Source organism: Vibrio sp. EJY3, assembly GCF_000241385.1.
Lineage (GTDB): Bacteria > Pseudomonadota > Gammaproteobacteria > Enterobacterales > Vibrionaceae > Vibrio > Vibrio natriegens.
On the sequence record NC_016613.1, the window covers coordinates 2556378 to 2580389 of the forward strand.

The 24012-nt window shown below is 48.3% G+C and carries 23 protein-coding genes; all 23 read right to left on the minus strand.

Annotated features, from left to right (window positions below; translation table 11 throughout):
• Positions 1–20: 20 nt before the first annotated feature.
• A complete protein-coding gene (locus VEJY3_RS11525; RefSeq protein WP_014232649.1) occupies positions 21–2207 on the minus strand; it encodes a chemotaxis protein CheA in 2187 nt (728 codons plus the stop codon).
• A gap of 9 nt (positions 2208–2216) precedes the next feature.
• Entirely contained in the window at positions 2217–2957 is a 741-nt protein-coding gene (locus tag VEJY3_RS11530) for a protein phosphatase CheZ (protein ID WP_014232650.1), read from the minus strand.
• Positions 2958–3072: 115 nt separating this feature from the next.
• Positions 3073–3441, minus strand: coding sequence for a chemotaxis response regulator CheY (gene cheY / locus VEJY3_RS11535; protein WP_020333593.1), 369 nt, complete (start codon positions 3439–3441; stop codon positions 3073–3075).
• A gap of 46 nt (positions 3442–3487) precedes the next feature.
• Positions 3488–4222, minus strand: coding sequence for an RNA polymerase sigma factor FliA (locus VEJY3_RS11540; protein ID WP_014232652.1), 735 nt, complete (start codon positions 4220–4222; stop codon positions 3488–3490).
• The gene (locus VEJY3_RS11545) at positions 4215–5102 is read right to left on the minus strand and encodes a MinD/ParA family protein (RefSeq protein ID WP_020333595.1); all 888 of its coding nucleotides are present in this window, start codon (positions 5100–5102) and stop codon (positions 4215–4217) included. Before VEJY3_RS11545 ends, VEJY3_RS11540 begins: the two co-directional genes overlap by 8 nt.
• Positions 5103–5116: 14 nt before the next feature.
• The gene (flhF, locus tag VEJY3_RS11550) at positions 5117–6637 is read right to left on the minus strand and encodes a flagellar biosynthesis protein FlhF (RefSeq protein ID WP_014232654.1); all 1521 of its coding nucleotides are present in this window, start codon (positions 6635–6637) and stop codon (positions 5117–5119) included.
• 30 nt (positions 6638–6667) lie between these two features.
• A complete protein-coding gene (gene flhA / locus VEJY3_RS11555; protein WP_014232655.1) occupies positions 6668–8767 on the minus strand; it encodes a flagellar biosynthesis protein FlhA in 2100 nt (699 codons plus the stop codon).
• Between the two features lie 205 nt (positions 8768–8972).
• Entirely contained in the window at positions 8973–10103 is a 1131-nt protein-coding gene (gene flhB, locus VEJY3_RS11560; RefSeq protein ID WP_014232656.1) for a flagellar biosynthesis protein FlhB, read from the minus strand.
• Between the two features lie 9 nt (positions 10104–10112).
• On the minus strand, positions 10113–10895 hold the full coding sequence (gene fliR / locus VEJY3_RS11565; RefSeq protein ID WP_014232657.1) for a flagellar biosynthetic protein FliR: 783 nt from the start codon (positions 10893–10895) through the stop codon (positions 10113–10115).
• Positions 10896–10903: 8 nt separating this feature from the next.
• Positions 10904–11173: a flagellar biosynthesis protein FliQ gene (fliQ, locus tag VEJY3_RS11570; RefSeq protein WP_014232658.1), complete on the minus strand. Its 270-nt coding sequence runs from the start codon at positions 11171–11173 to the stop codon at positions 10904–10906.
• 24 nt (positions 11174–11197) lie between these two features.
• Positions 11198–12067, minus strand: coding sequence for a flagellar type III secretion system pore protein FliP (gene fliP, locus VEJY3_RS11575; RefSeq protein WP_014232659.1), 870 nt, complete (start codon positions 12065–12067; stop codon positions 11198–11200).
• Positions 12054–12479, minus strand: a complete 426-nt coding sequence (gene fliO, locus VEJY3_RS11580; RefSeq protein WP_014232660.1) for a flagellar biosynthetic protein FliO — start codon at positions 12477–12479, stop codon at positions 12054–12056. The genes fliP and fliO overlap by 14 nt, the downstream gene beginning before the upstream one ends.
• Complete coding sequence (gene fliN, locus VEJY3_RS11585) at positions 12479–12889, minus strand: flagellar motor switch protein FliN (RefSeq protein ID WP_005448377.1); 411 nt, start codon at positions 12887–12889, stop codon at positions 12479–12481. The genes fliO and fliN overlap by 1 nt, the downstream gene beginning before the upstream one ends.
• 59 nt (positions 12890–12948) lie before the next feature.
• Positions 12949–13995, minus strand: coding sequence for a flagellar motor switch protein FliM (gene fliM, locus VEJY3_RS11590; protein WP_014232661.1), 1047 nt, complete (start codon positions 13993–13995; stop codon positions 12949–12951).
• Positions 13996–14002: 7 nt separating this feature from the next.
• Positions 14003–14506, minus strand: coding sequence for a flagellar basal body-associated protein FliL (gene fliL / locus VEJY3_RS11595; protein ID WP_014232662.1), 504 nt, complete (start codon positions 14504–14506; stop codon positions 14003–14005).
• A 79-nt stretch (positions 14507–14585) separates the two neighbouring features.
• Complete coding sequence (locus tag VEJY3_RS11600) at positions 14586–16520, minus strand: flagellar hook-length control protein FliK (RefSeq protein WP_014232663.1); 1935 nt, start codon at positions 16518–16520, stop codon at positions 14586–14588.
• Positions 16521–16691: 171 nt separating this feature from the next.
• The gene (gene fliJ, locus VEJY3_RS11605) at positions 16692–17135 is read right to left on the minus strand and encodes a flagellar export protein FliJ (protein ID WP_014232664.1); all 444 of its coding nucleotides are present in this window, start codon (positions 17133–17135) and stop codon (positions 16692–16694) included.
• Between the two features lie 5 nt (positions 17136–17140).
• Complete coding sequence (gene fliI / locus VEJY3_RS11610; protein WP_014232665.1) at positions 17141–18460, minus strand: flagellar protein export ATPase FliI; 1320 nt, start codon at positions 18458–18460, stop codon at positions 17141–17143.
• A gap of 3 nt (positions 18461–18463) precedes the next feature.
• A complete protein-coding gene (gene fliH / locus VEJY3_RS11615; protein ID WP_014232666.1) occupies positions 18464–19264 on the minus strand; it encodes a flagellar assembly protein FliH in 801 nt (266 codons plus the stop codon).
• A 69-nt stretch (positions 19265–19333) separates the two neighbouring features.
• Complete coding sequence (gene fliG, locus VEJY3_RS11620) at positions 19334–20389, minus strand: flagellar motor switch protein FliG (RefSeq protein ID WP_014232667.1); 1056 nt, start codon at positions 20387–20389, stop codon at positions 19334–19336.
• Entirely contained in the window at positions 20382–22124 is a 1743-nt protein-coding gene (gene fliF / locus VEJY3_RS11625; protein WP_014232668.1) for a flagellar basal-body MS-ring/collar protein FliF, read from the minus strand. The genes fliG and fliF overlap by 8 nt, the downstream gene beginning before the upstream one ends.
• A 14-nt stretch (positions 22125–22138) precedes the next feature.
• On the minus strand, positions 22139–22450 hold the full coding sequence (gene fliE, locus VEJY3_RS11630; protein ID WP_014232669.1) for a flagellar hook-basal body complex protein FliE: 312 nt from the start codon (positions 22448–22450) through the stop codon (positions 22139–22141).
• A 145-nt stretch (positions 22451–22595) separates the two neighbouring features.
• On the minus strand, positions 22596–24005 hold the full coding sequence (locus VEJY3_RS11635; RefSeq protein ID WP_014232670.1) for a sigma-54 dependent transcriptional regulator: 1410 nt from the start codon (positions 24003–24005) through the stop codon (positions 22596–22598).
• Positions 24006–24012 lie beyond the last annotated feature (7 nt).

The window sequence follows — 24012 nt, forward strand, 5'->3', positions numbered from 1 at the left end:
TTTCTAAACGACCGCTTCGGTTAAATGCGTGAACCCGATGCGTATCGCGTCAGTAAATCAGGCACATCAAGAATCAATGCGATGTGACCATCACTGGTGATTGTTGCTCCCGCCATACCCGGGGTACCTTGCAATAACTTATCCAGCGGTTTGATCACCACTTCTTCCTGTCCAATCAGCGTATCAACGACAAAACCAACACGTTGGCTGCCTATTTGCACGATGACAACATGACCATGACCAGTGCGCTCCTGAACTCGTGGGGACTTAGTCGCTAGCCAGTTTTGCAGATAGAACAACGGGATTGATTTATCACGGACAATAATCGTCAGCTGACCATCGACAACGTTCGTGCGGCTTAAATCTAAATGGAAGATTTCATTCACAGACGCCAAAGGTAACGCGAACGGATGACCACCAACACCCACCATCAGTGTTGGTAAGATAGCCAGTGTCAACGGCACTTTGATGGTAATCTTGGTGCCTTTACCAAGCTCAGAATCAATATCGATTGAACCATTGAGGGTATTGATGGCGGTTTTTACGACATCCATACCAACGCCGCGACCTGAGATATCAGAGATCTTTTCTTTACTTGAGAAACCAGGAGCAAAGATCAAGTTGAAGCATTCTTTGTCGGTCAAGCGAGCAGCGGCATCTTCGTCCATCATGCCGCGTTTGACGGCGATACCACGAAGTTTGTTCGGGTCCATACCGCCACCGTCATCGACGATCGCCAGTTCAATATGATCCCCTTCCTGAGACGCAGAAAGAATCACTTTACCAGTGCGTGATTTGCCCGCATTTACGCGATCTTCTGGCATTTCAATGCCGTGATCGACCGAGTTACGCACTAAGTGGATCAATGGATCGGCCAAGGCTTCCACCAGGTTTTTATCCAGATCCGTTTCTTCACCGCGCATTTCCAGCACGATGTCTTTATTCAGGTTACGCGCCAGATCGCGAACAACACGCGGGAAGCGACCAAACACTTTTTTGATTGGCTGCATGCGCGTTTTCATGACCGCACCTTGCAGATCGGCCGTGACAACATCTAAGTTTGCCACTGCTTTCGACATTTCTTCGTCGTTACTGTTAAGTCCAAGACTTAATAGACGGTTACGAACCAATACCAGCTCACCAACCATATTCATAATGGTATCAAGCGTGGAGGTATCAACACGTACCGTTGCCTCCGCCTGTGGTTTCTTGACCGCGGGTGCCGAAGCTTTGGTTTCTTCCTTCACCGCGACTGGCTTGGCAGTTGTCTGTGGTGCAGGTGCTGCTGTCGCTTTCGGTGCTACTGGAGCTGGGTTTGTAGAGGCGGGCTTAGTCGCCATGTCGAGCTCTTCAACCGATGGTCCTTTACCCGTACCGTGCAGTTCATCGAGTAACTTCTCGAACTCTTCATCCGTCATCAGATCACTGTCGTTATCCGAAAATGATGAAGAACTAACCGGAGCGGCTGGTTCTGGCGATTTTGGTGGCTCAACTGGCGCAGAAGTCGACGATGATGGGCTCTTGCCAACACCATGCAGTTCATCCAGAAGACGTTCAAATTCGTCGTCGGTTATATCACCGCTATCACTAACAGAAGCGTTTGCTTGTGTTGGTTTAGGTTCAGATTTAGAGACACCCGGTGCGCTGCCTTTACCATGCAATTCATCCAGCAGCTTTTCAAATTCGTCTTGAGTGATTTCGTCTACAGAACCAATACTTGAACCAGCAGTCGGTAACGACAGTTCTTGCTGCGGAGCGGCTGGCTCTGATGGAGTCACAGGCTCTTCAACTGCGATTGTCACTGCCTCATCTTCGGATTCAGGCTTACATAAACGGTGTAGCTCTGCGAGGAGTGCAGGTTCTGCGACTTCTGGCACTTCACGGGCTTGTACTGCCTGGAATTGAGTGTTGACCGTATCCAGCGCCTTAAGCATGGTATCCATCAGGCTTGGCGTTACTGAGCGTTGACCATTACGCAATACGTCGAAAACGTTCTCCGCACCATGGCATGTATCCACTAGCTCAGCTAATGAAAGGAAGCCAGCGCCTCCTTTTACAGTATGGAAACCGCGGAAAATAGCATTGAGTAAGTCTTTGTCTTCCGGGTTGTTTTCCAGTTCTACTAATTGCTCGGAAAGCAGCTCTAGAATTTCGCCCGCTTCAATGAGAAAGTCGTGCAGAATATCTTCGTCTAAATCGTAGCTCATACGTTACCTTTAAAATCCAAGACTGGACAACAAGTCATCGACTTCGTCCTGCGATGAAACCGCATCTTCTCTCAGTTCAGGGTGAAGAATCGGACCCTCGGCTTCACTTGATGGTTTATTCTTTTTATCTGCCGATGTTGTCAAAACTTGAGTCTGTTCTTCTGGTTTGTTACCAGAGAATACGGTGAGGATGTCTACCAAACGGCCTTCCACTTCATTCACCAGTGTGATCACTCGTCGAATGATTTGGCCTGTTAAGTCTTGGAAGTCTTGTGCCATGAGAATTTCGGTCAATTGGCCGCGCAATTCGGTGCTGTCGCCTTCTACCTGAACCAATAGCTTGTCGATACGATGGCAAAGTGCTTTAAATTCACTTAACTCTATACGACCGCGCATCAGTTCATTCCATTGAGGACGGACTTGCAGAAGACCTTCATGCAAGTTATCTGCGATGGGAAGGCAGCAATCGACTGCATCCATCGTTTTGTTGGCTGCCAGCTCCGTTTTCTCAATCACATAGTTAAGACGATCCCGTGCATCCGGGATTTCATCCTGAGCTATTTCGGTCATGCGCTGATCGAAGTTGAACTGCTTGAGTGAATCGTGAAGATCGCGAGTTAAGGCTCCAATTTCTTGAAGCATTGGATTCTCAACGCCTTCATATAACGAGGCAACGAGCATATTGGCTTGCTCTTGTTGCCCGTTCTCTAACATTTGAACGAGCGACTTCGCCTGCTCTAGTGAGATCATTCTGAATAGACCTTTTACGTTTAGTTCTTCTTATCGCTTTGGGAAACACTAATCGAGTCATTGTTGAGGTTTTTTTATTTGGTATGAATGACTCGACTAACAAAGAATAAAAGAGTTATAAACGCTCGAAAATTTTCTCTAGTTTTTCTTTTAGTGTTGCAGCGGTAAATGGCTTAACAATGTAACCATTAACACCAGCTTGAGCCGCTTCGATGATCTGCTCACGTTTCGCTTCAGCTGTAATCATAAGAACAGGAAGGTGCTTTAGTTCAGCATCCGCGCGGATATGTCTTAGCAAATCGATACCTTGCATACCTGGCATGTTCCAGTCAGTTACCACAAAATCGAAGTCACCTTTTTTCAGCATTGGTAATGCAGTTAAACCGTCATCCGCTTCTTGAGTGTTATTGAAACCCAAGTCACGAAGCAGGTTTTTAACAATACGGCGCATTGTTGAGAAATCATCAACAATAAGGATCTTCATGTTTTTATTCAAAATTGCCTCCACTGAATCATAAAGTCAGTGTTTTCTAATTATTTTGTGTCCACGCACTCAGCTTGGTGCGTAAACGTTGCATCGATTGACTCAGAATTTGACTTACGCGAGATTCGCTTACGCCCAAAACATCGCCAATTTCTTTTAAGTTAAGTTCTTCGTCATAATAAAGCGAAAGTACCAATGCTTCACGCTCTGGAAGCTGTTTTATTGATTCAATCAGTGCTTTACGAAAAGATTCGTCAGCCACACCTTTAAATGGGTTGCTGTTATCACTTTCATCTGACGGAGAAATGACATCATCTGAAACGCCTAAATCCTCAATACCGACTAACTTTGAGCAGTTTATATCAGTTAGCGCACTATGATATTGATCCAACGTCATTTCGAGATGTGCCGCCACTTCAGAGTCTGTCGGGTCACGGTTGAGAATGCCTTCGAGCTCTGCAATAGCTTGATTAATTTCACGATTGTTTTTATGAACCGAACGCGGAACCCAATCCCCTTTGCGCATGTCGTCTAACATGGCGCCGCGAATACGGATACCAGCATAGGTTTCAAAGCTCGCACCTTTCGTGCCGTCATAATTCTGCTGAGCTTCGATAAGACCGATCATGCCGGCCTGGATTAAATCCTCTACCTGAACACTCGGCGGTAAGCGGCCTAAAAGGTGATGAGCAATACGCTTAACCAACACAGAATAACGCTCTATGAACGCCTGTTGACTGTTTACTTTCCCGCGTTGATCGTAGGTTACTGCATTATTCACCAAATGGGTCCTCTGTGAATTCACTACGATTTAGCAGCCTTTCGACAAAAAACTCCAAGTGTCCACTTGGCGTTTTTGGTATTGGCCACGTTAATGCTTTATTCGCTAAAGAACTGATCGCTAACGCTGCAGGAGAGCGAGGGAACGCATCTACGACAATTTTCTGGCGTTTAACGGCCTGACGGACTTTATCATCTAAAGGAATGCAGGCGACGAGTTCAAGGCTTACATTCAGGAATCGTTCAGTGACAAGTGTCAGTTTTGCAAACAGTTCTCGCCCTTCACGATAGCTTCGAACCATGTTCGCGACGATTTTAAAGCGTTGGACCTGATGCTCTTTACTCAACAGTTTGATTAGTGCGTAAGCGTCAGTGATCGACGTCGGCTCATCGCACACAACCACAACCACATCTTGGGCGGCTCGTGAGAAACTGATCACCATGTCTGAGATACCTGCAGCGGTATCAACCAGTAGGACATCCATTTCATCTTCAAGACTGCCAAATGCACGAATAAGCCCAGCATGCTGTGAATGAGAAAGCTCAGTCATGCTCTGTGAGCCAGATGTTGCCGGAATTATCTTAATGCCATAAGGTCCTTCAACAATCGCATCTTTTAACTCACACTCCCCAGCCAGGACATGTCCTAAGTTGCGCTTTGAACGAATCCCGAGCATTACGTCAACATTAGCCAGGCCTAGGTCAGCGTCAAGAACCATTACTTTCTTGCCTTGACGAGCCATAGAGATCGCAAGACCCAGTGTTACGTTTGATTTACCCACACCACCTTTACCACCAGTAACAGCAATTACTTTGGTTAATGATGGCTGTGTTAAGCGACGGAGGCCGCTTGCTTGATCGTGTATCATATTCTCAGTCATAGTAATCCGTCGCCCTAGAGTCCTTCACTTTCACTGTTCCAAAAGTGAGGTTCGTTCTCTATCGACTTCTCTAACAGTTCATTTGCTTTCGCAAGCATGTATTTTGGTTGTGCTATCACAATGTCTTCTGGCACGCGCTGACCATTAGCGATGTAAGCCACTGGCAGTGCATTTTGAATCACCACACTGATGAACTCCCCTAGACTCAGGGATTCATCAAGTTTAGTCATTATACAACCTGACAGTGGGATGCGTCTGAAGTGTTCCAGTGTTTCTTGCAGAACGCGGCGTTGTGCGGTAGCGGGCAAAACAAGGTAGCTGTGAATCACTTCTCCGCTCTCTTGCATCAGGGTGTCGAGTTGCTCGGTCAGCCTCACATCTCGTTGGCCCATCCCTGCCGTATCAACCAAAATCAATCTTCTGTTTCGTAGCTGATATATTACATCGGCTAACTCTTTAGAATCTTTAGCAACTCTTACGGGACAACCCATAATTCTTCCATAAATTGAGAGCTGCTCATGGGCACCGATACGATAAGTATCTGTAGTCACCAGTGCCACGTTGTCGGCACCGTATTCCATCGCAGCCCTGGCCGCCAGCTTTGCCACGGTTGTGGTTTTTCCAACGCCTGTTGGTCCAAGCAATGCAACCACACCACCGCGCTTTAAAATATCTTGCTTTGGAATATGGATTTGGTCCGCGACGAGAGAAAGTAGCGCCTTCCATGCTCGTGCTGGTTTGGTATCTTCTGGGATATAACACGCCATTTGATCCGCCAGCTCAGGAGACACGCCCATTCGTTCTAATCGTTTGATGAGCATGGCTCTTAACGGCTCGCGGCGCTCTACTTCCTGCCACATCAACCCAGAAACCTGATGCTCCAAAAGACGTCGAATTGATGTCATCTCTTCGCGCATATTTTCCAGCTCTGTCGGTGAGTCATCACGGGCATCTGAAGGTCTGCGGCGATCGTAACGTGTTGGGTCGAGTTTTGGCTTTGGACGTTCAAAGCGATCGTCTTGAGCGATCAGCTTCGCCAACGGAGAATCGGGCTGATAAGGCGCAGCTCTTTCTTGGCTATATTCGTCACGTTGCTTGTTTTGGCGCTTTAAGAGTGCTGACAGTGAATCTTCATTTTCAGCAACGTACTCATCCGGGTCCTCTGCACCACCACTGTAATGCTTAAGCATGCTCGCAAAACGCTGCGTCATTGAGCCTGATTTTTCGTGAGAATCCGTTTTATTGCTACGCAGGCTGATTTTATCTTCTTCTAAGCTGCGTTCCTGAAAGCGCTCAGCCGCTGAAGAGGACATTTGACGATGTTCGTTGTAGCGATTAGGTAGAGAGGTAGCGCGATTAGGTTGCGCAGAAGCCTGTGGTGAAGACGAGTTTGATTCACTATCGATGGCAGCCACGATAGCTACCCCCCCAGCCACTTTCTTATTCGACATGATTACCGCTTCCGCACCCAACTCCTCTTTTACTTGGAGCAGCGCTGTTCGCATGTCTTTGGCAAAAAATCGCTTTATTTTCAAACTATCAATCCATTAAAAAAGGCGTGAGAATCAATTACCCACGGCTTGCACAATTCTGATCTGTTTCTCATCCGGTATTTCCTGATAGGAAAGTACCCGAAGATTAGGGATTGTGTTCTTCACAAATCTAGCCAACGTGGAGCGCAGAACGCCAGAAGTTAGCAGAACAGAAGGTTCGCCTTTCAATTCTTGTTCTTGCGTTGCTTGGCTCAGTGAAGACTGCAATCGTTCGGCAAGCCCAGGTTCAATACCTGCAGATTCGCCGCCCGACGCCTGCATTGTTTGATGCAATATCTGTTCCAGTTCAGGAATCAGCGTAATCACTGGCAATTCAGGCTCTATACCATTGATTTCCTGAACAATTAAACGTTTCAGACTGATACGAACGGCCGCCGTTAAAATGTCAGGTTCTTGACTCTTACTGGAGTACTCCGCCAAGGTTTGCACGATGGTACGGATATCTCGAATTGGAATCGCTTCGTTAAGCAGGTTTTGCAGTACTTTCACCACCACACCCAGCGGTAGCTGATCGGGTATAAAACTCTCCACCAGCTTAGGTGCACTTCGACCCAGCATTTCCATCAGGTTCTGAACTTCTTCATGACCAATCAATTGCGAGGCATTGTTGGTCAGCTGTTGACTGAGGTGCGTTGCCAGTACCGTGGACGAATCCACCACTGTGTAACCCAGCGCCTGAGCATGCTCGCGCTGCTCCTCACGGATCCATACGGCTTCAAGTCCAAATGCCGGATCAATGGTTGGTTCCCCATCAATCATGCCGTAAACCTGCCCGGGGTTAATCGCGAGTTCTTGGTCCGGACGGATTTCTGCTTCACCTACCGCGACGCCCATTAAAGTAATGCGGTAACTATTTGGGGTCAGTTCCAGATTGTCTCGGATATGGACGGCGGGGATGAGGAAGCCGAAGTCCTGAGATAACTTTTTACGCACACCTTTGACACGCTCCAGCAGTTCACCACCCTGATCACGGTCAACAAGCGGAATCAGACGATAGCCGACTTCTAAGCCAATAATATCAACGGGTTGAACGTCATCCCACGAAAGCTCACGTTGTGAAGATGGCTCATTACCCTCATCGGCTGTCGCGGGTAAAGCAGGCTCTTTGGCTTTCTGTTTTTGACGCTTATCGATAAAGTAAGCGCCCGCTCCTGCCACAACGGCTAACGATAAAAACGCAAAGTGTGGCATGCCCGGGACGATACCCATCACACCAAGAATCGCTGCAGTGATCATCAACGCTTTGGGATTATCGAACATTTGGAACACCAACTGCTCGCCCATGTCTTCATCCGTGTTCTGACGCGTCACCATCATTGCAGCGGCAATCGACAGCAATAGTGACGGTATCTGTGCGACAAGGCCGTCACCAATGGTCAACAGCGTGTAGATTTCAATCGCATCACCAAAACCTAAACCGTATTGCGCCATACCGATGGAAAGACCACCGATAATATTGATAAACAGAATCAGGATACCGGCAATCGCATCCCCTTTCACAAACTTCGATGCACCGTCCATTGAGCCGTAAAAATCCGCCTCTTTGGTCACTTCAAAACGGCGCACGCGCGCTTGTTCCTGATCGATTAGACCCGCATTCAAGTCAGCATCGATCGCCATCTGTTTGCCCGGTAGAGCATCCAAAGTAAAGCGAGCGCTCACCTCTGAAATACGACCGGCACCTTTGGTGACCACCATAAAGTTAATGATCATCAAGATGAGGAAAACAACCAAACCAACTGCGTAGTTGCCGCCAATTACTACGTTACCAAACGCCTCGATAACGTTACCTGCCGCATCTCCGCCTTCATGACCATGCAGCAATACGACACGCGTCGACGCGACGTTTAGTGCCAGACGCAGTAACGTCGCGATAAGCAGAACAGTAGGAAATGCCGCAAAGTCGAGCGGACGCCGGGTGTAAACCGTCACTAACAACACCACCATAGATAGCGCGATATTGAAGGTGAAAAACATATCCAGCAGGAATGCAGGTATCGGCAACACCACCATTGCAAGGGTGGCCAAGACCATAACAGGTGCGCCAATGGCTGGCATTTCACGCTGAGGAATTCGTGGCAATTTATCTGCAAATGGCAGGTTTAACTTCATACTGCAAGGTATCTCAATCGAGTGAAAGCATCGCGTTGGTAACGAGATTATGCGCGACGGCTTTAGCCTAAAAGTTTAGGAATTGTTGATAGTTACATCATTCTTAGCAATCTGCGTACCATGATTTACGCCAAAATAATGACTAAAGGCTCAACAGGTCACAAATCATTGAATCAAAGAACTTTTATTTGACGCGCTACGCCGTCTAGTGACGATGTTCCGGTGGGATAGGCAAGTCATAGTCCTGAAGCTTAGGTCTCTGACCACCACGCTTGCGGTACTGTTTTAACTGGAAGACAAATGCGAGTACTTGCGCCACTGCGGTAAACAGACCATCCGGGATCTCCTGCTCCAGTTCCGTACTGTGGTAGAGCGCACGAGCTAATGGTGGCGCAGGGACAATGGTAATGTCATGCTCACGAGCCACCTCGCGGATTTTCATTGCCATATGGTCGGTGCCTTTGGCGATAACCACAGGGGCACGATCCGTTTTCTGCTTATAGCGCAGCGCAACCGAGAAGTGCTCAGGGTTGGTGATGATGACATCCGCTTGAGGTACGTCAGCCATCATTCGGCGCTGTGCTGCTTCCCGCTGCAACATACGGATTCGCCCTTTAACCTCAGGCTTACCTTCTGTCTCTTTGTATTCATCTTTGACCTCTTGCTTGGTCATTTTCAATTGATCGGAGTGTTGCCAAATCTGAAAGGGAATGTCGATAGCAACCACTATCAGTAACGAGCAACTGATCAGTAAGATAAAGTTCAGCAAGATATCGAGGGCATGGAGAATATTCTGCGGATAAACGTCCATACTGAGTTGAATCAAGTCCGCTTGAGACGCCTGAATCAAATACATAGCGAATCCAGTCACCAGTACGACTTTTAAGATCGATTTGATCAGCTCAACCCAACTTTGCATGCCAACCATACGTTTGAGGCCACTAAGCGGGTTCATTTTTGACAGCTTAGGCATGGCCGCCTGGGCAGAAAAACTGATGCCACCAACACCCGCTGCACCTATCATCGCGGCGACAAATAAGGTGGCCAGAATAAGGAAGAGTGGGAAAAACAGTTCCGTCATCGCGCCTAACGCGATATCGAACAACTTAGCGGTATCAAAAATTTCATCACGGCTCAGATTGAACAGACGGCTCATGATGGAAAATAACGCGCGTGCTAATGTCTCACCAAACCACATCAGCGAAATAGCCCCAACTATCAATACCGACGCTGACGCAAGCTCTTTAGACCGAGCAACCTGCCCCTTTTCTCTGGCTTGTTGTAACCGTCGGGGCGTGGCTTCTTCGGTGCGTTCCTGACCGTCTGACTCTGCCAAACCAGCCTCCTAACAATCTAGGCGAATGAGGCGACAAATCTGCTCCTCACCCACAGCCCAGTACAACTCGTAATGGCTGTACAAGCCAGCCAAGATGTACCAACAAATTAACAAACCGACCATCAAGGCGAATGCAAAGCCGAGTGAAAAGATGTTTAACTGCGGTGCTGCACGCGTCATCACACCGAACGATAAGTTGATGGTCAACAGAGCAATAATGCCTGATAGCGACATACTTAATGCCGTTTTGAACATGATGCCCAGCCACCCCGCCAACTCACGGAAATCCACTGCCGTTAGAGTGCCAGAGCCGATAGGTAGTGTTTTAAAGCTGAAAACCACCAGCTGCAACATTTTTAAATGCCCGTCTGTGGCAAGAAAGAACATGGTGGTTAAAAACATAAACAGCTGACCGAGCAACGGGGTATTTTGTCCATTAGCCGGATCAACCATCGAAGCAAAGCCCAAACTGGATTGCATGCCAAGAATTTGACCTAACAAGACAAAGGTCTGAATCATGAATTGAGTCACCATGCCCATCGCAATGCCGATAATCATCTGCTCGGCAATGGTCATAAAACCTCGAAATGAGACCAACTCTATATCTTGCGGAACAGTAGGAATGGCAGGCATGACCGCAAACGTAATGGCGAGCCCCAGGTAGAGACGAATTCGAGGCGACACAAAACGTGCCCCGGTAACGGTCATCACCATCAACATGGAAGAGATGCGGACATACGGCCAAAAATAGTTGGCAATCCACTCTAAAATGATACCAGACGGGTATTCCATGCTCGTCCCTAGTACAGCACTTGAGGCAGGCGCTCAATCAAACCGTAGAAGTACTCCATCAACATTTGTGTCATCCAGTGTCCAAAGAGCATCAGAGCGAGCAAAGTGATGATCAAACGAGGCAAAAAGCTTAAGGTCTGTTCGTTAATTGAAGTTGCCGCCTGAAAAACGGCCACGATCAGCCCCACGAGCAGGCTTGGTATGATAATGGCGCAGACCATGATCAGCACCATCCACAGTGCTTCGCGGAACAGCTCGACAAACATTTCTGGAGTCATGTCTTATCCTCTACTCCGCGCCAATCACAGGGCAAAACTGCCGGCGAGCGTCGACAGTATCAAATTCCAGCCATCCACCAGCACGAATAACATCAGCTTAAACGGCAACGATACAATCATCGGTGACAACATCATCATACCCATCGCCATAAGTACTGAAGCGACGACAAGGTCGATGATCAAAAACGGCAAGAACAACATAAAGCCAATTTGGAAGGCGGTTTTCAGCTCAGAGGTAATAAACGCCGGAATCAGTACAGCCATAGAAACGTCTTCTGGGTTTGTCACCTGCTCGCCCGACATATTGACGAAGGTTTCTAGGTCTTTAATTCGAGTCTGTTTGAGCATAAAGGCTTTTATTGGCACCTGCGCGGCATCAAACGCTTCTCTGGCAGTCACTTGCTCATTCAAATAAGGTTGAATGGCGGTATCGTTTATCTCGTTTAGCACCGGTGACATCACAAAGAAAGTAAGGAAAAGTGCGATACCAATGATCACCTGATTGGAAGGCGTTTGTTGCAGGCCCATCGCCTGACGAAGAATCGACATGACCACGACAATTCGCGTAAATGACGTCATCAAAATCACCATTGCTGGCAAGAAGCCAAGCATGGTCATTAAGGCGAGGATTTGCAGCGTGATGGAATAATCTTCGCTACCATCCGAATTGGTGGTCATGGTAAACGCTGGTATTCCACCGCTATTGGTGACCGACATCGTGCGGCTAGCGCCTGTATCAGTCTGCATCGCCTGAACGGTTACGCTGTTCCCTTCTGCCAAATTAGCAGGCAGTGAAGACTCCTCCACCTGAGCAAACGAAAGTGAAGAAAACAGTACGCTCGCCAGCAAAATAAAGGTGCTCATGATGAGACGAATTGGGTTAGCGTTGGTCATTTTTCTTTATCAGCTGACTAAATTGATTAGCAAAAGCATTATTCGCCAACTCTTCCTCTTTGAGAGGCTTCTCGAGCTTGGCAAGCGTTTGGATAGATTGGCTAGTGATGCCGACTAAAAATTGCTCTTCACCAACCTGAATCACTGCAATTCGCTCTTTGGTTCCCACAGGTAACTGGCTGACGATTTTTAAGCCTTTTTGTTGCCCGAATGCTGGCACTTGCATGCGCTTCAACAACCAGGCAAGCAGCAATATCACCCCGATAACCAGCACCAGAGAACCGAGTGTCGTCAGCAAATCAAAACTGCTTGGCGCAGACATCGAAGCAGAAGAAGCCAGAGCCAGTGGCGCACTTAGTGTGCAACTCAGCGCGCCAGCTATTTGCTTCCATCTTTTTGAACCAATGCTCATTAGCGAAGCTTCTTAATGCGTTCAGTCTGACTGATCACGTCTGTTAAACGGATACCGAACTTGTCGTTGACCACAACCACTTCACCGTGCGCAATCAGAGTGCCATTAACCAACACATCCAGTGATTCACCCGCCAGACGATCCAGTTCCACCACGGAGCCTTGGTTCAATTGCAATAGATTGCGGATGCTGATTTGCGAACGGCCAACTTCCATAGAAATCGTTACCGGAATATCCATGATGGTGTCGAGTTTACGACGTTCATCATCAGATATTGGGCTTGAGGTGTCTTTCAGCTCCTCCAGTGGTGCTGCTAAAACTTCATCAACGTCAATTGACGGTGCAGACGGGTCCTCACCCAGAGCGGCCGCCCATTCGTCCGCTAGTTTTTGATCGTCACTTGGTTCCATTTTTCTATCCTGTGCTTTTCCTTACTTGCCCCCTCTACATAGGAGCCCTGTAAGGTGTCTTAATCTTCTGTTTGGTTGTCCTTCTCAAGTTCAGACATGATGTCTTTACTCAAGAAAGCTAAATCGGTTTTCACGACGTGAGGTCGCTCAATCTCTTGTGAAATCTGTACCGCCAGCTTGTCATCTGCACGTCCCATTTTTACTCGATAGGTCGGCAAGTCTTCGACGAACATGGTCGCATGCTCCGGCATTTCTATCGGGATGATGTCTCCGGGTTGCAGCTCCATCAGATCACGCAGCGAAATGTTCTTTTCCAGCAGGTTCACGCGGAAGTTAACCGGGCAGTCCATGATTTCTTCGCGCAGAGCCGAGCTCCAGCGAACGTCAGTTTCCATCTTGTCTGACTGTACACCGGCATCCAGCAGTTCGCGGATCGGTTCAACCATGGAGTACGGCATGACCACGTGGAAATCACCGCCGCCACCATCGACTTCGATGTGAAAAGAACTGACCACAATCACTTCTGTTGGGCTGACAATGTTGGCCATGCTCGGGTTGACTTCAGAATCTAAATATTCAAACTCCACGCCCATGACTGGCGACCATGCTTCTTTGTAATCTTCAAAGACGACTTTCAACAGCAGTTGGATAATACGTCGCTCAGTCGGCGTAAATTCGCGGCCTTCAATTTTGGCGTGGAATCGACCATCACCACCAAAAAAGTTTTCTACCAGAATAAATACCAAGCGCGCTTCCATGGTGATCAACGCCGTACCTTTTAGCGGTCGAAAGCGAACCATGTTTAAACTGGTTGGAACATACAAGGTGTTCTGGTACTCGCCAAATTTCATCATCTGAACGCCGTTAATCGACACTTCTGCCGTTTTGCGTAACATATTGAACAGGCTAATACGCATATGTCGGGCAAAACGCTCGTTGATAAGCTCGAGCGTCGGCATACGACCACGGACTATTCGGTCTTGAGATGAGAAGTCAAAACTGACAGCACCACCGGGATCGTCATCGATGGAATCGTCAACGTCATCAACATCGTCAACGCCATGCAATAGCGCATCAATTTCGTCTTGGCTTAATAGATCGGTCACGTTTTACCTATTGAATAACAAAATCTGTAAACAGTACTTTTTCAATCACTGACTTTCCGACAGCGGCATTCAGTGCTGCTTTAATATCTTCAGACGCGCGATCGCGTAACTCCACTCGTCCCGTTGGCGAGCGCAACTGCTCTACGGTTGCCGAAGCGAACGTCGACAACAGTGAACTTTCGATCAGTGGCGAATGATAACGCGCCAGTTGTTCATTCTCTGAACCACGTACCATCAACTGAGCTTTGATTTGTACCAGTCTGTCGCGACTGTCTCCGGTCACGTTGAAAACAAACGGCTGGGGAAGATTTACATACGCAATGGGAACTTCGGCTGCGGCTACTTGAGCTTGTTGCGGTTCCGCATTACTCGACTTCTCCGAATCATCCGATCCCATGAAAAAGAACGCAGCTGCACCGCCTCCCAACAAAAGGACCACGACTGCGATGATAATCAGTAGCTTACCTTTGCCTTTTGGTGCGCCCACCCCTTGTAACTGTTCTTCAGCCATTCTTTTCTCTTATTTTTGTTTTATTTAATCTGGCGGATAACGAGGCCATATTGGTTCTCATCATCCAAATTCAATAATGTTATGCGTAGAAACTAATCCCATCACGCGGCGAGGTGACATTCACATTAAGTTCAACGCCGCCATCAAAGTCTTCATCAGTCTGACCTGAGAAACCTCGCCCAAAGCCACCTTTCTTATTTTGCTCCGCCGCAGAATATCCACGTTGCTGCTGGCCACTATTTTGCTGTTGAACCGAAGTGTCAGCCAACTGCATACCCTGCTGGGCAAGCATTTCTCGCAGTCGAGGCAGTGTTTGTTCAATGATCTCGCGCGCCTGCGGATTGGATACCGTAAAGTGAACATTGGCCAAATCGCTGTTCATAGTCATGCGAATCTGCATCCGGCCAAGCTCAGGTGGATCAAGGCGGATGTCAAGGTTCTTCAAGTTTTTCGACATCATCATTTGCACTTTTTCTGCTACCTGATCGTTAGCCAACTCCTTGGTCAACTGCAATGGTAATTGTGCTTGCTGCGCGGCATCGATTCGGGCTTGCTGTGGCGTGGTTACGCCATGCTGACTGACAGCGGCTTGCAACTGACCAGCTAACCCCTGCTGTGGCTCGGTTTTATCCTGCTTATCCGTCGTAGCTTTGAGGATTCCGGCCGCTAATGCTGAGTTCATCGCTTTGTGGCTGGCTTCTGTATTTGCCAGCGTCTGCCCAATCGCAGGATTGATAGTAGCCGTCGTTAGCCCTTCTGGCATGGCAGGTAAATCGGCTTTTTCAGCCACCTGCGTTGGTACTTGTCCAACCGCGGCTTTCAACTCTTGAGCCGCCACTTGCGGTGTCGGAGTCGAAGCGTTCATCTGGTGGCGCGTAACGTTGTGTTGCGCCGTTTGTGGCTCTGATATTGCGAGTTTTACTTCGTTTGGAAAAGCCACTAATTGAGAAAGTTCATCGTCGGATAACTCCGCGAGAACGGCTCCCGTTTTCAAACCGTCAATAATGTCAGACTCTTGGTTCGTCAGTGGTTTACCCTGAGCCAGTTTGGTGTCGATAACTTCAAGTTCTTCAATCGAGACGCGCTGAACTGCATTCGCACTCATGACACCTGGCTCATCGTTGCTAATAGCATTCGCTGTGTACGCCATAGCCTCGATATTGACGGCATTTGGTTCCAGTGTTGTTTCAGGCTCTGAGCTCAAAGGAGAACCATCTTTCCCACCAGCCAAATCAGAAACATGATTTTTTGCTTCAATGACAGCGGGCTTCAGTTCATCTTCAGAAACAACGCCTCTGACACTTTCGACATCGTCAACAGGCTCAAAAGGTTCAACGAGCTCTAAATCCTCTGGGTGTTTAGCGTTCTTGCTGCCAACGTGATCTAAAACATCAGTCGTCTTGGGAGGCAAAACCTTGCCACGCTCTAGCTCTTGATTGACAGAGTTCAGGGCTTGATTCGCTTGTTCAATTCGTCCGAGCAGTTGCTGTCCTTCGTCCATAGAACGAGTGACATCAAGGTCGACAACTTCATCAGTTTTGGCAATTTTCGGCTCAGGCTTGTCTGTCTCCACAACTGCATGTTCAAGATCAGACAGCGCTTGTTTTTTAGTTGCGACCTGATTGCTCGTCGCTATCTCCTGACTTCCACTCTCGCGCGTTACCGACGGCATTACCTGTTCTTCAGGCTCTGCCTGCTCATTGTCTTGTTCTAACAATGCCTTGGTTGACTGATTTTCGCTTTGTCCTTCAGATACAACGGCCTCTTCAACTTCACTTTCTGCTTCAGAGGTTTCCACGGAAGAAGCACGAGCGTTATCACTCGTTTCTGTAGCTTCAGGTACCTCTGGCGTCAATTTTTCATCAGTCACTTCAACTTTGAGTGAATCTGCGAATACTCCAGCTAAAGTTTCCATAAAACCTTTGCTTTCTGAGCCTTCTGTAGACGTTTTTGCGCCAACCTCAGACACCGAGGTCTTATTCGTCGCAGCAACATTAGACAAATTCACATTCATATAAACATTCTCGTTTTTGGCATTGAACGACTTCGCTCAGCCAAATCACATGTCAGAGGTAAGTTGAATTATTAAAAGGTGAATCTGCAAAAATCACGCCAATACAAAACGTAATTTTCCTGACGCTGAAAGAACATCAACGTGATCGTGCAAAAGCTCTCTGAGTAATGGTCAGAACATTTTGACCTTACGGCTGTAGAGCAACGTCGAGAACTCATCCATTTGCTTTTGCTCACGCTTGGCTTCAGCGGCTTGTTTCTCTTTAGCTCGCTTCTCAATCATCCACTCATAAGACATGCGCTCTTGACGCATTTTTAGCCAGTACTCTTTGCCGTTTTCGACTTGCGCTCTAAAGTGGCTTTCCGCTTGCTTCTGCTTAGACAAGGTTTCATCCAGCTGAGTAAGAAATCGATTCAAATGACCATACTGACTTGCCGTTAATCCAGCCTGTCCCCGGTCCACCAACTGCTGGCAGTAATCGAGCCGATACTTTTCAATTTGTTCAACTTGACGGTAGTAATCCTCTAATTCAGCACGCGCTTTATTCAAAGCTAATACAGCTTGCTCTTCCCGCTCTTTTGCTTGATCAAACAAAAATTCCATAGCGTTATTCATAGCGATTACCCACCTAAAATACTTCTCAGCATGTTGACGCACATGTCATATGGAACGGATTCTTTCATACGCTGTTGCAAGTATTCGTCTAACTTCGGCTTAAGCGTAAACGCACTGTCGATAGCAGGGTCGGTACCCGGTTTGTAAGCACCAATCGAAACCAAGTCCTGATTTTTGCGGCAAATCGACAGCACCTGACGAACGGCTTTCGACATCAGTACGTGCTCTTCGGTTGTGATTTGCGGCATCACACGGCTGACGGATTTCTCGACATCAATCGCCGGGTAGTGTCCCGCATCCGCCATTTCACGAGACAGCACAATATGACCGTCAAGAATCGCACGAGATGCATCGGCAATCGGGTCTTGCAGGTCGTCACCTTCGGTTAGAACGGTAAAAAATGCAGTGATTGAGCCCTGATCTGCGCCGCCGTTACCCGCCCGCTCGACCAATGCCGGCAATTTGGCAAACACCGATGGCGGATAACCTTTGGTTGCAGGCGGCTCACCGACAGATAAGGCGATCTCACGCTGCGCCTGAGCAAAACGGGTCAAAGAGTCCATAAGCAACAGCACGTCCAACCCTTGATCGCGGAAGTACTCTGCAATAGTCAGCGCGGTTTGACAGCCTTTTAACCGCATCAGTGGAGAAGCATCGGCAGGCGCTGCGACCACAACAGATCGACGACGCCCTTCTTCACCCAAGATCTCTTCGATGAACTCTTTAACTTCTCGTCCACGCTCACCAATCAGCCCTACGACCACAACTTGCGCGGTAGTGCCTCTGGTCATCATGCCCAGCGTGACCGATTTACCCACACCAGAGCCGGCGAACAAACCAATACGCTGACCTTTACCAACCGTCAGCAATCCGTTAATCGCTTTTAATCCCACATCGAGAGGTTCTGAAATCGGTTTGCGCGCCAGTGGGTTGATGGGCTCCGCATTAAATGAAGCACGGTGGTCGGTATAGATAGGGCCAAGGCCATCGAGTGGATTACCCACACCGTCAATAACACGCCCAAGTAGCTCCATTCCTACTGGTAAGCCTGCGTCAGTGGTCAATGGCGTTACTTTTGCGCCAGGCAAAATACCGGTGATTTGTTCACTCGGCATCAAAAACAGGTTGTCGCCAGAAAAGCCCACCACTTCAGCTTCCATGTGCCCGGACATGGTCTCGACCAGACATAAACTGCCAATCGGAGCCCGGCATCCTGTCGCTTCTAAGGTCAAACCGACCACACGAACAAGCTTGCCAGATGCCACCGGTCTTGTGGTCAACCCTTCGACTTTGTAGTTTTTGAGACGGTCCGCCAGCGCTAACATGGGTTACTCACCCTCTTGGTGACGGTTTGCGCCACAAAAGCTCTGCAGTACATTTTTAATCCGCTCTTCCATACGATAATTAATGCTCGATTCACCTGCTGCGATCTGCACATCACCACGATTGAGTGAAGGCTCAGCAACCAGCGTCCAGTTACGACAATCTAATTCCTGCTCACCGTATGCAGAGCGAATGATGGACACGTCTTCCGGATTCAGGTGTAACGTAATGGGATGACCGGAGATAGGTAGTGCTTCAACCGACTGCTTGACCGTATCGAGAATAATTTGAGGATTGGTCTGAACCTCGATGTGAACCACTTCTTTAACAAGGCAAAGCACCATGTCCACCAGCTGTTTTTCAACCTGAGCATTCATCAGCTCCAGAGGTTGCGCGAACTGATTGGCCAGATTCATGAATACTTCCACCTGCTGCTGAATAAACTCTTGTCCGGCACTCACACCTTCTGCTTTACCGAGTTCTAAACCTTCAGCATGACCCGCCTGCAAACCTTCTTCTTTGCCTTTATCGTAACCTTGTTTAAAGCCCGCCTCCTGACCTTGGTGCAATCCTTCCTGATAAGCACCTTGCTTGATCAGCTCAATCTGCTCTTCGGTCAGTTCAAGAACTTGCTCTTCTTCTGGCTCATCAAAGTTTGGAGTCCAGCCCGGATCGTAATTCAACGCCGTTTGTCTGGCTTGCTTGGTTTTTGGCTCGCCATAGTCAGGCAACCCCCAGCGTTGCGGTTCGATCATCGCATCATTTTCATCAGGACGAATAAATCCACGTTTTCTATCGCCAACCATGGGTTACCTATGCATATTTGATTTGTGTTGAAGTTGCCCTGCGGTAGGAAAATAGCAGGGCAAAACAGATTACAAGAATTCGTCTGCGCCACCAGAGAGCATGAGCTCGCCCGCATCCGCCATACGGCGTGCAATCGCAAGAATTTCTTTCTGCGCTGATTCCACATCAGCGACACGCACTGGCGGCATCGCTTCAATGTCGTCACGCATCATCTCAGCCGCACGTTTTGACATGTTCTTAAATACTTTCTCACGCAGAGAATCGTCGGCACCTTTCAGTGCTCGCTGAAGTACATCTTGTGGAACGTCACGCAGCAATTTCTGAATACCCTGATCGTCGACTTCCGCCAGATTCTCGAATACGAACATCAAATCCTGAATTTGCGTCGCCATGTCTTCGTCCTGATCTCGGATTTGGTCCATCAAGATGCCTTCGACATTGTTGTCGAGGTAGTTCATGATTTCGGCTGCTGCCTTCAGACCACCAATCTTGGCAGCCTGCGCGCCAGCCTGACCAGCAAACTGCTTCTCCATAATTTCGTTCAGCTCCGCCAACGCCGATGGCTGAACTTCTTCCAGGTTGGCAATACGCATCATCAAATCCAGACGCACACGTTCCGGGAACTGTGACAGAATTTCTGCCGACTGATCTGCTTCTAAATACGACAAAACAATGGTTTGGATTTGTGGGTGCTCATTGACAATGATGCTTGCGACTTGACGCGGATCCATCCATTTCAATGAATCCAGACCTTTTGAACCCGTTCCAAGCAGAATCTGATCAACCAGATTATTCGCCTTGTCTTCACCCAGAGCGGCTACCAGCGCATTACGCATGAAGTCTTCACTGCCCATACCGATATTGGTGTATTTCTGGATATCTTCCAAAAAAGCACGGTGTACAGAAGACACTTTTTCCTGGCTCAGATCTTTTGCTCGAGCCATCGCACCACCAACACGCTGTACCTGTTTTGGTTCCAGGTGGCGAATGATGCCCGCCGCATCCTGCTCATTGAGGCTCAACAACAAAATGGCGGCTTTATCTTCACCGCTGATGGTTGATGCATCAAACTCCACTGGCATGCCTGCGCCATTTTCACCCTGAGGTACGATATCGTTAGCCATTTTCATTCATCCAGTTTTTCACAACCTGAGCTGCCAGTTCTGGTTCGTTTGCCACCAGCGCACGAACCGCTTTCAGTACGTCTTCATCTTTGTGTAAATTCGGCAAGTCGATACTTGAACCAAACTCAAACAGCTCGCTACTCTCAATGTCACTGCCAATCAGGCTGGTTTCACCGTCCGCACCAATAGGCATGCCATCTGGGCCGTACATTTCATTTTCGTTGTCGCTGGTTGGGTTAAGCAGTTTCTTCATTGCAGGGCGAACCAGAACCAACACCACCACGATGATGACCAAGGCGCTGGCAAACCAGCGAACCCAATCGTTAAAGTTTGGATGTTCCCAAATTGGTTGGTCGACAAGCAGCTCCGCTTCGGGCTCTGCAAACTTGACACTCAATACATTGAGTAAATCACCACGCGACTGATCAAAACCGACGGTGCCAATTAACACCTGACGAATCGCATTAATTTCGGGTTCAGACATCGGCGTGTAAGTGACTTCACCGGTGTCTGGATTAACTTCCCGGCGGTCTTTGATTGCCACAGAAACCGTTTGACGCGCAACGGTACCAGTCTGTTTACGTTCATGGCTGATGGTGGTGTCCAATTCAAAGTTACGTGTCGATTCTTTACGCACGGAACCTTGCCCTGATAACGACCCATCTTTCATCTGAGCAATATCTTGAGGAATCGACGCATCGGCTGGCGGTTGGTTACTCAGAGCGCCTGGAATCCCAGCCACCGTGTTGCTGTTGTTGTAATCTTCCAGTGCATATTCACTGCGTGTCGCTGGCGTATTTGGATCAAAACGTTTTCGGGTTTGTTCTACCGCGCTGAAGTCCATTTTGATATCAACCTGCGCGGTGTAATTGCCGATACCCAAAATTGGCAGTAACACGGAATCAATTTTTTCACGTAGCGCTTGTTCTTGATTTCGCTCCAACTCTTGCTCTTTTCGACGAGCAGCCGACGCCGGATCTTCAGAGCCTGAACTCAGCAAACGACCATGCTGATCCGTTACGGTGATACGCGAGGTTTTCATTCCCGGAACCGCGCTGGCGACCATGTCGACGATAGAGTTGACTTCCTGCTGCTTGAGGTTAGCCCCAGTGGATAAAGTCAGAAAAACGGAGGCCGAAGCGTCTTGGTTATGGCGAACAAAAACACTGTGTTTAGGCAATGCCAGTAACACCCTAGCTTTGCGAACCTGCTTCATTTCTTCAATCGCTTGAGCAAGTTGTCGCTCACGACTGAGTTTCAGACGCTCTTGCTCCAGACGCTGGGAAACCCCAAAACCCATGTCTTGCAGCAAAATGTCATCGCCAGCTTCTGTAGCCTGATTGACCCCCGCTCGCACCATACCAAGTTTGATCGAGTTGTAATCACTCGCTTCAACCGAGACGGTATTACCATCCAGTTTGTAGTCAATTTTTTGCTGATCAAGATAGTCCAGAACCGGGATCAGTTCTTCGGTCTGGTACGCGCCAAGCGGACGCATTTCTGGCTCTTTCACCCAGAAAAATAGCATCACGATCAACGCAACACAGATGGAAATGGACAACACCAGCACGACCTGACGAAGTAAATCAAGATCGCCTACGGCCATATCTAGTTTTGACGCGCTGCGCTCTTCCAAATCTGGATTTTGACTTTCCACATCCAGTTCAGAGTTCGCGATAAGCGCACCATCTGCACCGCCATCAGTGACGGTTAAATCTGTAGACTTGTCTGCCACACTGATTACCTAAATTACACTGGCATATTCATGAGGTCTTTGTAGGCCTCGACGAGCTTATTGCGGATTTGGACTGTGGCATCAAACGCCACACTGGATTTGTTTCGGGCAATCATCACGTCTGAAAGAGAAACATCGGCGTCGCCACGGTCAAAGCGGGTTTGAAGATCACCCGAGGCTTTTTGAAGTGAATTTACGTTATTGATAGCGGATGTGAGGAGATCACCAAAATCGGCACCAACTTTGGCACCTGTTGCCACAGGCGCCGTGTTCGTTGCTTCTACCATCATGGCGCGCATATCTGCTTGAATACCATCAATTTTCATTACCACCCCGGAGCCAAATCTTTGACTATTAATAAAATTGTTCATTATCGAAGCAATTAACGTGCCATAAGGCGGTAATGATTTGTTTGGTTTTGCCCAAGCATTGTGACTCTATACGCAAAAGGCTCAGCTAAACTCAGCAGAACTAATTGGGAATGTCGATACCCGCATCACGCATCTTAGCCAGTTTGTAGCGCAGTGTGCGTGGACTGATACCAAGTTTATCCGCCATGTCTTTTCGACGACCGTTACACTCAACCAGGGTATCAAGGATGATGGCATACTCTTGGTCGCGTAGCTCGCTGCCTAACCCTTCACCACCAGACACAATACGACTCACGCTTTCTGCCTGAGCAACCGGCTTGACGTCTGGTACCAAAGTTTGTGCATTTTGCACCACACGTTGCAGGCTGTTCGCGTCTTGCCAGTCGACACCTTCGAGCAAAATATGTTCGCCATCAATGTCGCCATTTTCACTCAGAATCAGAGCACGCTGAACGACGTTATCGAGTTCACGCACGTTACCCGGCCAAGGATAGTTGAGCAGTTTATCTACCGCAGATGCCGAGATTTTAGGTACAGGCATACCCATCTTGCCACAATGACGTTCCGCCAGATGTTTGGCTAATGGCTCAATATCCCCTTTACGCTCACACAGCGCTGGCCATGCAATTGGGAAAACGTTAAGGCGGTAATATAAATCTTCACGGAAGTTACCTTCCGACACATATTGTTTAAGATCGCGGTTACTGGTTGCCAAGACTCGAACATCCAGTTTAATGCTCTTGCGACTGCCTAAACGTTCGACTTCGCGTTCTTGTAGTACACGCAACAGCTTGGCCTGAAGGTTGAGGTCCATTTCGCTGATCTCATCCAGCAAAATCGTCCCGCCTTGCGCTTGTTCGAATTTACCCGGACACGCTTGAACAGCACCGGTAAAAGCGCCTTTTTCGTAGCCAAATAGCGTGGCTTCAAGCATGTTATCTGGAATGGCAGCACAGTTTATCGCGACAAAAGGACCATCTTTACGGCTTGAAGCATTATGGATGTAACGCGACATGACTTCTTTACCTGAGCCGCTTGGGCCTAGGATCATTACGTTGGCGTCAGTACGCGCCACTCGTTCGGCCAGCGCTAGCAGTCGCAGGCTTTTTTCGTCTGCAACCACCGCATCGCCACTATCGTCACTTTTGATAGGCGCGTAACGACTGACCATATTAAGTAACACTTCAGGTGCGAATGGCTTCGCCATGTAGTCTATCGCACCGTCTTTCATTGCTGAGACCGCATCTTCAATATTCGCGTACGCCGTCATCAGCAGAACAGGAAGATTGGGCCAGTTCTGTTTGATGTTTTTTAGCAAGGCCAAACCGCCCATGCCAGCCATTTGCACATCAGAGACGACAATGTCTACTGTGTTTGATTTCAGCTTAACCAGAGCTTCTTCTGCACAGCCCGCTTCTAACCACTCATAGCCTGCCAGAGCCAGAGTATCTACCAGGGCCTCACGAAGACCTTCGTCATCTTCTACGATCAGCACTTTGCTTTGCGCCATTTTGATT

What these genes read in the sequence shown, in the direction of transcription:
- VEJY3_RS11525 (WP_014232649.1), bottom strand. Translation starts at nt 2,207, where the DNA reads ATGAGCTACGATTTAGACGAAGATATTCTGCACGACTTTCTCATTGAA.
- VEJY3_RS11530 (WP_014232650.1), bottom strand. Translation starts at nt 2,957, where the DNA reads ATGATCTCACTAGAGCAGGCGAAGTCGCTCGTTCAAATGTTAGAGAAC.
- cheY (WP_020333593.1), bottom strand. Translation starts at nt 3,441, where the DNA reads ATGAAGATCCTTATTGTTGATGATTTCTCAACAATGCGCCGTATTGTT.
- VEJY3_RS11545 (WP_020333595.1), bottom strand. Translation starts at nt 5,102, where the DNA reads ATGACTGAGAATATGATACACGATCAAGCAAGCGGCCTCCGTCGCTTA.
- flhA (WP_014232655.1), bottom strand. Translation starts at nt 8,767, where the DNA reads ATGAAGTTAAACCTGCCATTTGCAGATAAATTGCCACGAATTCCTCAG.
- fliR (WP_014232657.1), bottom strand. Translation starts at nt 10,895, where the DNA reads ATGGAATACCCGTCTGGTATCATTTTAGAGTGGATTGCCAACTATTTT.
- fliQ (WP_014232658.1), bottom strand. Translation starts at nt 11,173, where the DNA reads ATGACTCCAGAAATGTTTGTCGAGCTGTTCCGCGAAGCACTGTGGATG.
- fliP (WP_014232659.1), bottom strand. Translation starts at nt 12,067, where the DNA reads ATGACCAACGCTAACCCAATTCGTCTCATCATGAGCACCTTTATTTTG.
- fliO (WP_014232660.1), bottom strand. Translation starts at nt 12,479, where the DNA reads ATGAGCATTGGTTCAAAAAGATGGAAGCAAATAGCTGGCGCGCTGAGT.
- fliN (WP_005448377.1), bottom strand. Translation starts at nt 12,889, where the DNA reads ATGGAACCAAGTGACGATCAAAAACTAGCGGACGAATGGGCGGCCGCT.
- fliL (WP_014232662.1), bottom strand. Translation starts at nt 14,506, where the DNA reads ATGGCTGAAGAACAGTTACAAGGGGTGGGCGCACCAAAAGGCAAAGGT.
- VEJY3_RS11600 (WP_014232663.1), bottom strand. Translation starts at nt 16,520, where the DNA reads ATGAATGTGAATTTGTCTAATGTTGCTGCGACGAATAAGACCTCGGTG.
- fliJ (WP_014232664.1), bottom strand. Translation starts at nt 17,135, where the DNA reads ATGAATAACGCTATGGAATTTTTGTTTGATCAAGCAAAAGAGCGGGAA.
- fliI (WP_014232665.1), bottom strand. Translation starts at nt 18,460, where the DNA reads ATGTTAGCGCTGGCGGACCGTCTCAAAAACTACAAAGTCGAAGGGTTG.
- fliH (WP_014232666.1), bottom strand. Translation starts at nt 19,264, where the DNA reads ATGGTTGGCGATAGAAAACGTGGATTTATTCGTCCTGATGAAAATGAT.
- fliG (WP_014232667.1), bottom strand. Translation starts at nt 20,389, where the DNA reads ATGGCTAACGATATCGTACCTCAGGGTGAAAATGGCGCAGGCATGCCA.
- fliE (WP_014232669.1), bottom strand. Translation starts at nt 22,450, where the DNA reads ATGAAAATTGATGGTATTCAAGCAGATATGCGCGCCATGATGGTAGAA.
- VEJY3_RS11635 (WP_014232670.1), bottom strand. Translation starts at nt 24,005, where the DNA reads ATGGCGCAAAGCAAAGTGCTGATCGTAGAAGATGACGAAGGTCTTCGT.